This window comes from Pseudomonas sp. TE3786, assembly GCF_054057335.1.
In genome coordinates, this window is record NZ_JBSRZF010000016.1 from 61,225 (window position 1) to 72,721 (window position 11,497).

The 11,497-nt window shown below is 60.7% G+C and carries 15 protein-coding genes and 1 pseudogene; 9 read left to right on the forward strand and 7 right to left on the reverse strand.

The genetic code is table 11. The features are described from left to right. Position 1 precedes the first annotated feature (1 nt). From modB to ACVW0Y_RS17415, 3 genes are all read left to right on the forward strand, one after another. On the forward strand, positions 2-682 hold the full coding sequence (gene modB / locus ACVW0Y_RS17405) for a molybdate ABC transporter permease subunit (RefSeq protein ID WP_457439882.1): 681 nt from the start codon (positions 2-4) through the stop codon (positions 680-682). 8 nt (positions 683-690) lie between these two features. Continuing rightward, positions 691-1,770, forward strand: coding sequence for a molybdenum ABC transporter ATP-binding protein (gene modC / locus ACVW0Y_RS17410; RefSeq protein ID WP_457440021.1), 1,080 nt, complete (start codon positions 691-693; stop codon positions 1,768-1,770). A 61-nt stretch (positions 1,771-1,831) separates the two neighbouring features. After that, entirely contained in the window at positions 1,832-2,131 is a 300-nt protein-coding gene (locus ACVW0Y_RS17415; RefSeq protein WP_457439884.1) for a hypothetical protein, read from the forward strand. Here ACVW0Y_RS17415 and ACVW0Y_RS17420 read toward each other — a convergent pair. From ACVW0Y_RS17420 to ACVW0Y_RS17430, 3 genes are all read right to left on the reverse strand, one after another. Further along, entirely contained in the window at positions 2,113-2,523 is a 411-nt protein-coding gene (locus tag ACVW0Y_RS17420) for a DUF3010 family protein (protein WP_457440023.1), read from the reverse strand. The genes ACVW0Y_RS17415 and ACVW0Y_RS17420 overlap by 19 nt on opposite strands. A gap of 5 nt (positions 2,524-2,528) precedes the next feature. After that, positions 2,529-2,741: a hypothetical protein gene (locus ACVW0Y_RS17425; RefSeq protein ID WP_457439886.1), complete on the reverse strand. Its 213-nt coding sequence runs from the start codon at positions 2,739-2,741 to the stop codon at positions 2,529-2,531. A 135-nt stretch (positions 2,742-2,876) separates the two neighbouring features. After that, positions 2,877-3,578, reverse strand: coding sequence for a YebC/PmpR family DNA-binding transcriptional regulator (locus ACVW0Y_RS17430; RefSeq protein WP_457439887.1), 702 nt, complete (start codon positions 3,576-3,578; stop codon positions 2,877-2,879). 272 nt (positions 3,579-3,850) lie between these two features. On the opposite strand from ACVW0Y_RS17430, the gene ACVW0Y_RS17435 reads away from it, so the two are divergent. From ACVW0Y_RS17435 to ACVW0Y_RS17450, 4 genes are all read left to right on the forward strand, one after another. Continuing rightward, complete coding sequence (locus ACVW0Y_RS17435) at positions 3,851-4,645, forward strand: Stp1/IreP family PP2C-type Ser/Thr phosphatase (protein WP_457439889.1); 795 nt, start codon at positions 3,851-3,853, stop codon at positions 4,643-4,645. Positions 4,646-4,803: 158 nt separating this feature from the next. Then, positions 4,804-6,432: a serine/threonine protein kinase gene (locus ACVW0Y_RS17440; protein ID WP_457439890.1), complete on the forward strand. Its 1,629-nt coding sequence runs from the start codon at positions 4,804-4,806 to the stop codon at positions 6,430-6,432. A gap of 97 nt (positions 6,433-6,529) precedes the next feature. After that, a complete protein-coding gene (locus ACVW0Y_RS17445) occupies positions 6,530-7,378 on the forward strand; it encodes an FHA domain-containing protein (RefSeq protein ID WP_457439892.1) in 849 nt (282 codons plus the stop codon). Positions 7,379-7,594: 216 nt separating this feature from the next. Next, the gene (locus tag ACVW0Y_RS17450) at positions 7,595-8,008 is read left to right on the forward strand and encodes a phage infection protein (RefSeq protein ID WP_457439893.1); all 414 of its coding nucleotides are present in this window, start codon (positions 7,595-7,597) and stop codon (positions 8,006-8,008) included. Positions 8,009-8,078: 70 nt separating this feature from the next. On the opposite strand, the gene ACVW0Y_RS17455 is transcribed toward ACVW0Y_RS17450, so the two are convergent. From ACVW0Y_RS17455 to ACVW0Y_RS17470, 4 genes and pseudogenes are all read right to left on the reverse strand, one after another. After that, on the reverse strand, positions 8,079-8,477 hold the full coding sequence (locus tag ACVW0Y_RS17455) for a VOC family protein (protein WP_457439895.1): 399 nt from the start codon (positions 8,475-8,477) through the stop codon (positions 8,079-8,081). A 206-nt stretch (positions 8,478-8,683) separates the two neighbouring features. After that, positions 8,684-9,001: pseudogene (locus ACVW0Y_RS17460) on the reverse strand (DUF2025 family protein); the annotation flags it as partial. 263 nt (positions 9,002-9,264) lie between these two features. Then, positions 9,265-9,546: a peptidylprolyl isomerase gene (locus ACVW0Y_RS17465; protein WP_108097253.1), complete on the reverse strand. Its 282-nt coding sequence runs from the start codon at positions 9,544-9,546 to the stop codon at positions 9,265-9,267. Between the two features lie 72 nt (positions 9,547-9,618). Beyond that, the gene (locus ACVW0Y_RS17470) at positions 9,619-10,128 is read right to left on the reverse strand and encodes an ankyrin repeat domain-containing protein (protein WP_457439897.1); all 510 of its coding nucleotides are present in this window, start codon (positions 10,126-10,128) and stop codon (positions 9,619-9,621) included. Positions 10,129-10,368: 240 nt separating this feature from the next. Here ACVW0Y_RS17470 and ACVW0Y_RS17475 point away from each other — a divergent pair, with 240 nt between their 5' ends. Then, positions 10,369-10,803, forward strand: coding sequence for a hypothetical protein (locus ACVW0Y_RS17475; RefSeq protein WP_457439899.1), 435 nt, complete (start codon positions 10,369-10,371; stop codon positions 10,801-10,803). A gap of 253 nt (positions 10,804-11,056) precedes the next feature. Continuing rightward, positions 11,057-11,410, forward strand: a complete 354-nt coding sequence (locus tag ACVW0Y_RS17480; RefSeq protein ID WP_457439901.1) for a PilZ domain-containing protein — start codon at positions 11,057-11,059, stop codon at positions 11,408-11,410. The last annotated feature ends 87 nt before the right edge of the window (positions 11,411-11,497 follow it).

Below are 11,497 nucleotides of genomic sequence, written 5' to 3' on the forward strand. Positions count from 1 at the left end.
GATGTCATTGACCAGCGCTGATTTCGCGGCGATCTGCTTGACCCTGCAATTGGCGTCACTGACCACCGTGCTCTTGCTGGTCATCGGCACGCCCATCGCCTGGTGGCTGGCGCGTACCCGTTCGCGGCTCAAGGGCCCGGTGGCGGCGGTAGTGGCTTTGCCGCTGGTGCTGCCACCGACGGTGATCGGCTTCTACCTGCTGATCACCCTCGGTCCCCACGGTTTTATCGGGCAGATCACCCAGAGCCTTGGCCTGGGGATCTTGCCGTTCAGTTTTGCCGGCTTAGTGGTCGGCTCGGTGTTCTACTCCATGCCCTTTGTGGTGCAGCCGATTCAGAACGCTTTCGAGGCCATCGGCGAGCGGCCGCTGGAAGTGGCGGCGACCTTGCGCGCCAGCCCCCTCGACAGTTTTTTCAGCGTGGCCCTGCCAATGGCGCGGCCAGGCTTTCTCACTGCCGCCATTCTCGGCTTCGCCCACACCATTGGTGAGTTCGGCGTGGTGCTGATGATTGGCGGCAATATCCCGGATAAAACCCGCGTGGTGTCAGTGCAGATTTTCGATCACGTCGAGGCCATGGAATACGCTCAGGCCCATTGGCTGGCCGGTGGCATGCTGGTGTTCTCCTTCGTCATTCTCTTGGTGCTGCAGGCCAAGGGCCGCACCAAGGCGCTAGTGCGATGAGCGAGGCGATGATCGAGGCGCGCTTCAAGGTCGACTATGCGGACTTTGCGCTGGACGTCGATCTGCAGATTCCCGGCCGAGGCGTCACCGCGTTGTTTGGTGATTCCGGCTCCGGCAAGACCACCTGCCTGCGCTGCATCGCCGGCCTGGAGCGAGCCAAACACGGCTATCTGCGGGTCAATGGCGAACTGTGGCAAGACAGCGCAAAAGGCTTTTTTCTGCCCACCCACCAACGTGCTTTGGGTTATGTGTTCCAGGAAGCCAGCCTGTTCGCGCACCTGTCGGTGCAGCGCAATCTGCAGTTTGGCTTCAAGCGAATTGGTGGCGCGGCACAACGGGTGAAACTGGCCCAGGCGGTGGAGCTGCTGGGTATCGGGCACCTGCTGGAGCGTATGCCGGAACATCTCTCCGGCGGCGAGCGCCAGCGCGTCGGCATTGCCCGCGCCTTGCTCACCAGCCCGCGCCTGCTGCTGATGGACGAACCCCTGGCGGCGCTCGATCACAAGCGCAAAAACGAAATCCTGCCGTACCTGGAACGCCTGCACGACGAGCTGGAAATTCCGCTGCTCTACGTCAGCCATGCGCCAGATGAAGTGGCGCGCCTGGCCGATCACCTGGTGTTGCTCGACCAAGGCCGCGCCCGTGCCAGTGGGCCGCTGGGCGAGTTGCTGGCGCGCCTGGATTTGCCTATGGCGCAGAGCGATGACGCCGGCGTGGTGCTGCAGGCGCAGGTGTGCGACTACAACGCCGACTATCAATTGCTGAGCCTGGGGTTTTCCGATACCGAACTGCGTATTCAGGTGGCCCATGGGCCGCTGGTGCAAGGCCAACAGATGCGCTTCAAAGTGCAGGCCCGGGATGTCAGCCTGGCCCTGGAAAAACCGGCGCACAGCAGCATTCTCAATGTGCTGCCGGTGACGGTGGTGGCTGAAGTGGCTGCCGAAAACCATGCCCATGTGCTGGTGCAATTGGATATGCACGGCTCGCCGCTGCTGGCGCGAATTACCCGTTTCTCCCGGGATCAGCTTGAATTGAAGGTCGGGCAGCGACTGTGGGCGCAAGTGAAGTCTGTCGCCGTATTGGCTTGATCGCTGCGCCTCACTGCCAACCTCTCGCTCAGGCGGGACATTCGAAATCGTAGGAGGGGCAATGCTGGAGCATCTCGACACCTGCCGAGCCTTGGAAGAGCAACTCTGCGCCGGCCAGCACTGGCCGCCGGAGCTACGTGCCGCGCTGCATGAGCTGTTGGAGAAAATTACCCTGGCCGGCCATGAGATCAACCTGCTGAGCCTGGGCCTGTTTCTCGCCGACTTCGTGCCTCGGCATAGCCTGGACCGCGCCGAGGAATGGCAGGAGCGGGCGGCAAAGCGCTGGTTGAGCCATAGCAAACCGCTGCTGATCGAACGCCTGGCGGACTTTTTTATTCCGGCCTACAGCAGGCCTTCGTAAGCCAGGTCGTAGGCCTTGCCCAGATCGATGGTGGTCGGTTTTTGCGCTTTGCTGTCACCGGCTTTGCGCTCGGTGGCTTTCATGGTCGCCGGGTGAGCGAAGTCCACTGGGATCAGCGCGCTTGCCAGCACCACGCCTTCCAGTAGAAAAGTGCCCGCGCCGCCAGCACCCTGGCCCGCCGTGGCACGGCGATTGAGCATCAACTTGTCGACCTTATTGGCCGTGCAAAAGCTGCTCAAGGCCCGCACAAAGGCGGCCACGTCTTCCTGCGTGGGATTTTTTGGCACGGCCAGCTTGTTGAATTTCTCCGCCACCAGGCTGTGGCTGGCGCGCGTGCCGCTCAGGGTGACGATGCGTGCTTCATTGGCCTTCAACAGCAGGCCGGCGACCACGCTACTCAACGTTTGCCCATCGAGCGGCGGGTGCCATTCGGGGCGCGGCCGGGCTTTTTATCGTGGTTGGACTTGTCCATGGGCTTGTAGCCCAGCTGGGATTTGTCCTGGGTGCCTTTGGCGAAGGCCGAGAAGGGAAAGCTGAAACCGGCTTTTTTCTCGGTAGCGTCGGTGGTGGTGTCCACGTCGCTCGGTTGTTCGGGTAGGTCGGTGCTCATGGGGGCGTCCGCAGGGAAATAGAAAGAGAGGAAACGGTATTTCCAGGGATCGCGGCACCAGCCGCTCCTACGGATTGTGCGACCGCGTAGGAGCGGCTGGTCCGGCACTCCGGTCAGCCGCGATGCTCTAAGGGCTTAGCCAGACAACCCGACGTACACATTCTGCACGTCGTCATGGTTGTCCAGGGCTTCGAGGAAGGCTTCGACTTCTTCCATCTGTGCTTCGGTCAGCGAGGTCACCGGGTTTTTCGGGCGGTAGCCGAGGCTCGCCGAGTTCACGGTAAAACCGTGTTCAGGCAGGGCGCGGCTGACGGCGTCGAGGTCGGTGGCTTCGGTGATAAACAGTGTGGCACCTTCTTCAGCCGGCTCGAAATCCTGCGCGCCGGCTTCGATGGCGGCTTCTTCCGGATCGGCAGCGCCTTCCGGGCTGGCTTCGATCAGGCCAACGTGGTCGAAGTCCCAGGTTACCGAACCGGAAGCGCCCATCTGGCCCTTGCGGAACAGCACGCGGATTTCGGCCACGGTGCGGTTGATGTTGTCGGTCAGGCATTCAATGATCACCGGCACTTGGTGCGGGGCGAAGCCTTCATAGGTGGCGGAGTGAAAGGTCACGGTGTCGCCCAACAGGCCAGCGCCTTTCTTGATCGCGCGCTCCAGGGTGTCTTTGGGCATCGAGGCCTTTTTCGACTGGTGGATGGCCAACCGCAGCTTGGGGTTCAGATCCGGGTCGGCGCCGTTGCGGGCAGCGATCATGATTTCTTTAACCAAGCGACCAAAAATCTTGCCTCTGGCGTTGGCGGCGGCTTCTTTAGGTTTGGCTTTCCACTGTGCGCCCATGCTGGCTCTCTTGCTCTGACTGGTTGGTAAGCGGTTCGTGGCGCGGTCTACAGGGCCGGTAAGGGGCTGTTAAACCGGGGCGACGAAATAAGGCTGCCGATTTTAGTCGCTCTGCCGCGCGCTGGCACCCCCTCAAATCGAGTTGCCTGTCGCACGGTCAAGGCTCGACTGTTTAACAGTTTTGCGTAAAAGCGATGACAGCGCTGTAGCAGGGTCGCATCATTCAGCGTCCTTTTACCCCCAGTCACCCCAAACCGGTCCGTCAACGGCTTATGCCCACACCTTTCGCTTCAGTCTCGCTCGGCTATGCCTCGCTCTCGGTCAGTGGCCGGGTGCGCTCGCACAACGAGGACGCGGTGCTGTGTTGCCCAGCCCTGAATCTATGGGCCGTGGCCGATGGCATGGGCGGTCACCAGCGCGGTGAGGTGGCCAGCGCCCTGGCTCTGGATACTCTGCTGGAAACGCTGCAACAGGGCGAATCCCTGGAAGGTGCCGTGCACAGCGCCAATACGGCGATCATTGCCGCCGGCGAGCAAGACCCGGATTCCGCCGGCATGGGCACCACGCTGGTGGCGGTGCGCTTTCACAATGCCCAGTTCGAGTTGGCCTGGGTCGGCGACAGCCGCGCCTATCGGGTGAGTGCCCAGGGCATTCAACAAGTCAGCCGCGACCATAGCCTGGTGCAAGACCTGGTGGACGCCGGTCAGCTCAGCGCCGAAGAGGCGCGCAACCATCCGCGGCGCAATGTGGTCACCCGCTGCCTGGGCCAGGCTGAACTGCCTCTGGAGGTCAGCCTGGTGCAAGGCACTCTGGCACCCGGGGAGTTGCTGCTGCTGTGCAGCGATGGTCTGAGCGGTGAAGTGCGCGATGAGCAGATTCAGCAGCTGTGTGCCTCGGCGGCCACTCTGGACGAGCTGGTCGAGCAGTTGATTGGCAGCGCCAACCAGGCCGGCGGGCGCGACAATATTTCCTGCATCGTGATCGGCCTCGCAGTCGTGGAACAAATCGGCGTGAATCAGCGCCCACAAAGTTTCCTCAGGAAACTTTTGAATTTGGGAAAACTCTGACAATTTGTTGGAGAATGGCCGGCTATTTCATAGGCTGGCCCCTCCGGCGCGGCGAATCTTCGCAAAGAGAGTCGCGCAATCAGCGGGCGGTACTGCCGAATAATCTTCCGCCCCACGACCTAGAGCCTGCGGGCCGATAACTACAACGACGCCTTCTTATGAATGACAGCTTGCTAGAAATTCCTGGATACCTGGTGCATGGCCGGTTGGGCAAAGGCGGCATGGCCGAGGTGTACCTGGCGACCCAGGAGTCGTTGCATCGCCAGGTGGCGATCAAGGTGCTGCTGAGCGCCGACGACGAAGCCTTCAGCAAGCGCTTTATCAAAGAGGGGCATATCGTCGCCTCCCTGCATCACCCCTCGATCATCACCATCCACGATATCGACCAGTTGCCCGACGGCCGCTACTACCTGGCCATGGAGTTCGTCGCCGGTGGTGACCTGGCCCAGCACAAAGGCGAAAAGTTCGAGGCCCAGCGTGCGCTGACCGTGGTCCGACAGATCGCCAGCGGCCTGGCCGTGGTGCATGACAAAGGCATGGTGCACCGCGATATCAAGCCGGCCAATATCCTCTTCCGCGCCGATGGCACGGCGGTGATCACCGACTTTGGCATCGCCAAGGAACTGGACCTCAACAGCGAGCTGACCCACTTCAATATTGCCGTTGGCAGCCCGGCTTACAGCAGCCCAGAACAAGCCCAGTGCGAACCCCTGGATGCGCGCAGCGATATCTACAGCCTCGGCGTGATCCTGCTGGAGATGCTTACCGGCACCAACCCGTTCAAGGGCTCCAGCTACACCCAGACGGTGATGAACCATGTGCAACTCGAGGCCCCTGAGCTGCCCGATCATCTGCGTCAGTACCAGCACTTGCTCAACCGCATGCTGGCGAAGAATCCCGAAGAGCGTTTTGCCGACTGCCATGTGCTGCTGGCCAGCCTGGCCGAACTGAATGAGCAGGATCTCGACCACACCCGCATCGCCCCGGCGATTGCCATCCATCCGAACCAGCCGCAGCGTGTGGCCAGATTGGCGAGCGTCAAGGACGCCACTGTCAAGGTGCCGAAGACGCAGCAGGGCAGGTCGAAATTGTGGATGGTCGCCCTCGGTCTGCTGCTGATCGTTGGCGGTGCTGGTCTTGGCGGCTACTACTACCAGCAGCAACAGAAGATCGCCGAGTTCCTCACCCAGGGTGAGCTGAGTCTGAACGAAGGCCAGTTGGTCGACCCACCCGAGCACAACGCCGATTACTTCTATCGTCAGGTGCTGCTGATCGACAAGAACAATACCGAGGCCCTGGATGGCCTGCAGCGGGTCTTGCAGGCGCGCATTGCCAACAGCCTGAACCTGGCGCAGAAGGCCGCCAACGAAGACAAGTTGCTACAGCCTGAAGGCGATAACGCGGTGTTCTATTACCAGCAAGTGCTGGGCTGGGCGCCGGGTAACGAGCAGGCGCTGACCGGTCTGCAGGCGGTGGCCGAACGTTTCCTCGATCTCAGCGAAGTGGCCTACGACAAGCTGCAATTCGACCAAGCCCTGCAACTGATCAAAAGCGGCCTGGAAGCCCAGCCCGACAACGAGAAATTGCTGAAAGGCCTGGATGGCCACGACGAACGCGTGCGCAATACCCAAGCGGCCATCGCCGCCCGCGCCGCAGCGAAGAAAAAAGCCGCGGCAGCGGCCGTCGCCTCGAGCCGTACCACCCCCACCAGTACCACCTCGGCAGAGCCTGGCGAAGAAAAAAATCCGAATGTAGTCAAACGCTTGTGGAATAAACTCTTTAACTAGTGGCAAAGTGATACTTCTGTTGCGCGAGGCTCCGGCGGGCCTCGCCTCAGGGATTATTCGCCTCCGCTGGCTGTCATTTCTCAAGGTCGTGCCGAACATGCTCAGGATTCATTTCAGCGACAACCGTCAGGCCCCCATCTGGTTGGTCGACGAGCGTTTCACCATCGGCCAGGACAGCCGCAACAACCTGGTACTGACCGACACCGATATCAGCCCCTTCCATGCGGAAATCCGCCAGGATCACGGCCTCTACTACCTCACCGATTGCGGCACCGCCGCCGGCACCTTCGTCAATGGCGAACGGGTGGGTGCCCGCTATCAGCTGCGCTCCGAAGACAAGGTGCGCCTGGGCGGCCTGGAGCTGACCCTGATCGACCCGGCCAAAAGCAAACCGAAAGCGGCCAACGCGCCGCGCTGGTTTCTGCAGGTGATCACCGGGGAGCAGCACCAGGGGCATAAATTCCACGTCACCGGCTCAATGACCTTCGGCCGCTCAGTGAAGTGCGAAATGTGCTTTAGCGATCTGGAACTGTCCCGTCGCCACGCCGAATTCTTCCTCAAGGACGAAGTGCTGGAGATCAAGGACCTGGCGTCCGCCAATGGTGTGTATGTCAACCACCAGAAAGTCGGCATGGCCGTACTGCAGCCCGGCGACCAGGTGCGCATGGGCTCGGTGACCCTGCTGGTGATCGGCCCGAAAGTGGAAGTTGCCCAGGCCGACGATGAAGATGCCACCCTGTTTATGCCGGTGGTAAACGTGGCCAAACCGGCAACTGCCCGACCTATTGTTCAGGCAGCCACCGTCAATCCGCTGAAAGTAGCGGCGGCCAACGCGACCCAGCAAGACGCCGTGCCCCAGGCGCGACCGGTGAACAAAGTGCTGCTTAGTGCCTTGGCTTTTGTATTGGCCATTGGTGCAGCGTTTGCGGCCAAGACCTTGCTCTGAGAGCTTGCCGTTCGGCTCAAAAACATCGCGGCATTCCGTTTAGCCGCGATGCTTTTTGCTACCGAAATTCTTTAACCTAATGATAGTTAAGCTATTTCACCGCTATCATTCCTATCGATGACAGCTATCGCGAGCGTTCACTTTTTAATCAGCTGGCGATCCGTAAGATTGGCCCCGTACTCACTTACGCCACCCCAATCTTCTGGAGCAACCATCATGAAATCTCAAGCATTCGCCGCACTGTTCGTCGCAAGCCTGTTCACCCTGCCAGCCGCTCACGCCGAAGGTGGTGCTGATCGCCAGCAAGACAAACGCATCGCTTACGAAGGTAGCTACATGGTTCTTGACCGTGTTGCCGAAGGTGGTGCAGAACACACCAACCGTGTTGCCGAAGGTGGTGCAGAACACACCAACCGTGTTGCCGAAGGTGGTGCAGAACACACCAACCGTGTTGCCGAAGGCGGTGCAGAACACACCAACCGTGTCGCCGAAGGCGGTGCAGAACACACCAACCGTGTCGCCGAAGGCGGTGCAGAACACACCAACCGTGTTGCCGAAGGTGGTGCAGAACACACCAACCGTGTTGCCGAAGGTGGTGCTGATCATCTGCAAGCTCGCACTCTGGCCTGATCCCAGGCCAGGTTGTACCTCTTTCAAAGCCCGGCACTGGCCGGGCTTTTTGTTGCCTGGCATTTCGCTCTTACGCTGCTTCGTCCTGCATGGCCACCAGCTCCCAGATATGCCCGTCCAGGTCTTCGAAGCCGTGCTGGTACATAAAGCCGTAATCCTTGGGTTCGCTAATGGTGCGCCCGCCAGCGGCCAGCGCCTTGCTCACCAGGCTATCCACCGTTTGCCGATCGGCCACCGACAGGCAGGTCAGCACTTCGCTGTGGGTCTTGGCATTGCACAGAAGCTTGGGGGTGAAACCTTGGAATTTTTCTTCGGTCAGCAGCATCGCGTAGATGTGCTCGCCAAGAATCATGCAGGTGGCGGTGTCATCGGTGTATTGCGGGTTGAAGGTAAAGCCCAGTTCGGTAAAGAAGGCGATGGCCTTGGGCAGATGCTTGACCGGCAGATTGACGAAAATATCGCGGACCATGGGGAATCACTCCTGTGCTGGCGGGTCGCTGGAAGCAGCGACTACACCCCTGGTCGAATGCCAACTCGGCAAATCGACAGGGCGCAGCCATTTATTTAGTCCAAGAGTGCTTACAGCAGGGTGGTGGTGGGTAACCGTTGGGCGTTTTCCCCATGCTTGTGGCCGTTTTTGCAGGTGCCGTTCTGGCACTCGCCATTGCAGGTTTTCTGCAACCGGCGCTCGGCGCGGATTTCCGCCAGGTCGCGGCGGCGCATATACACATGCAGGGCCGGGGCGAGGTTGAGGCGGTCGTCGATATTCTGCTCCAGCAGCAGTTGCAGGCAGTCGCGGCTGAGGGTCATCAGGTCGCCGTCGACCTGTACCCAGACAAACTCGCTGGTGGGGGTAATGCTGCTTTGCACCACGTCGAGACCGAAGGAGTCCTCGCTGAAACGCACCAGGTGCTGGCCGGTTTTGCTGTTGAAGCCGACGAAACCTTTCAGCTCGTCGGCGGCGGCGCAGATGCTTGCGGATGTGATGTTCATGCTCAACCTCATGGGCAAGAAAGCGCTGCTCCAGACGAGGGCTGCCAGCGCGGGTCGCACCGTTATACGGCGGCCCGGACGGCTCGTTCTTGCTTCAGGTCAATGGGTTCTCAATGAGAACGCCTTGCATTAAATCATTGGTCATCCGGCTCCGGCGGCGGGCTTTGTGGCCGCCATTGGCAGGGATAGGCGAGCGGGCCAGGCGAGAACAGCAGAAACAAAAACGCCCCGAGCGCATGGGCACCCGGGGCGTTGCGGCAGGATCAGTCCTGGCGGCTGGTGACTTCCAGCAGGTGGTAGCCGAACTGGGTTTTCACCGGGCCCTGCACCACGTTTACCGGGGCGCTGAATACCACGGTGTCGAACTCTTTAACCATCTGGCCCGGGCCGAAGGAGCCGAGGTTACCGCCGTCACGGCTGGACGGGCAGCTGGAGTTGTCTTTGGCCACCTGGGCGAAGTCGGCACCGCCTTCGATGGCAGCTTTCAGTTCATTGCACTTGGCTTCGGTGGAAACCAGGATATGGCGGGCGGTGGCTTTAGGCATGGCAGAACTCCTTTTAGGAAAGGTCACGAGCCTACCCGAATTGCCACCGTATTCAAGGCTGGCGCACCGGCATCAGACCGTTTGCAAGCGCTCGATGGCCAGCGGGGTATTCATCCGCAGGGCCAGGTCCAGCGCACTCAGGCCTCCCTGTTCACGGGCGTCGCGGTTGGCACCATAGGCCAGCAGCAGATCAATGGCCGTGCCCTGATTGAACATCGCCGCCATCATCAACGCGGTTTTGCCATCCGGCGTAGCGCCTTCCACATCCGCGCCCTTGCTCAGCAACAGTTCCAGCATTGGCAGGTTGCCCTTGAACACGGCACCGGCCAGCGGTGTTTGGCCGTTGTTATTGCGTAGGTCGGCATCGGCACCCTGGTCCAGCAACATGGCTACGGTGTCGAGATGGCCGTGGTAGCTGGCCAGCATCAGCAGGCTGTCGCCCTTGTGGTTGCGCAGATTGGCCGGCAGGCCCTGGCCCAGCAGCGCCTGCAACTCGGCCGTGGCACCGTTACGGGCGGCATCGAATACACGTTCGGCAAAGGCCAGGGTTTGATCATCGAGGGCGGGGGCATTGGTGGTCATGGCGGTGCTCCGTGCAAAGGCGGGTGATAGCAGACGGATCGCAGCTTAGCCGCCGATACGGGCGTCGGCTTATTGAGATTGTTGATAGTGCCGATGGGTAGTTCCCGGCGTGAATGTCCGCTGCTTATTGCACGGACGTTCCTATATAGTTGGCCGCGCTACGGATGGCACTTTGCCGGGGGTTAACCACACCTCTGGAGGGCTACCCCGTAGCCTTCTAACAATAAAAGGGACTTAACCATGCTCCAACGTTTGCTGCTCACCGCGCTTACCGTCTCGGTGTTGAGCGCCTGCACCGCCACCACTTCGCTGCGCGCCACCGACCCGGAACTGGCCCTGGCCATCAACAAAGACGCCGACGTCACCCTCGACTCGCCCGTCCACCGCACCTACGACACCACCAGTTTCGGCCAGTACCAGTTCAAAGCCAGCAAGCCCGGCATGGAACCCATGTATGGCCTGGTGCCGTTGAAATTCAACGGTGGCTACCTGACAGCCGACATCCTGCTCTTCGCCCCGGCGCTGTTCTTCAACCTGCGCGAGGTCTACCCCATCTATGAATTCGACGTGGCCCAGGGTGTGGTGCGCTACAAGAAAAACGAGAGCGACCAGTGGATGAGCTACAAGCCCAGCAGCGCAGAGGCAGAGCGGGCCAAGCAGTATTTCGTCAAGTAAAGGCTCGGGCCGACGGGCCATCTTTGGGTGGCCTGTCGGCTTTGGCACTGTTCATCTGGCAGCTCCGCTACAAAATCGAAAAATAATTCAGCGCATCCCTTAATTTCCCCACGGAGAGGGTCGTCTTCTACCCTGTGGCCTGTTGTTTCGCGCAGGCCGCCTGGGTTGTACCCCGCAGGCTGCGGGGTGTGGTCGAAGACTGCCGTTCGGTGCTGCCAGGAAGGCGGGCCGCTGGGAAATATAAGAACCAAGCATGCGCCAACACACTCGCGTCACCTTTCGCCCTGCCAACCGTATGCAGGTGCTGCTTCGCGACACCGAAGATTCGCTGGGCCTGATCGCCGATATTTCTGCCGGTGGCTTTCGGCTGATGTCGGAGCTGCCGATTCTGGTGGGCCAGGTTTATGCGATCAGCATTGAAGTGCCGATCAGCGCATCGCGCTTTCGCCGGGTGGATGTGGCGGTGGTCTGCCAATGGTCACGCAAGACCGGACGCTCGGGGCGCTTTGAGCAAGGCTTTGCGCTGGAAGCGCCCACGCAGGCCTATACCGATCTGGTGGATTCGTTGAAGGCGACGTTGGTGCTATCGAGAAGCCAGAAGGTGTAAGGCGTAGGGCGAATATCGCCATGGGCGATAGCCGCCGATACACCGATACCGAACGGCGGATATCCGCGTTGCGGATATTCGCCCTAC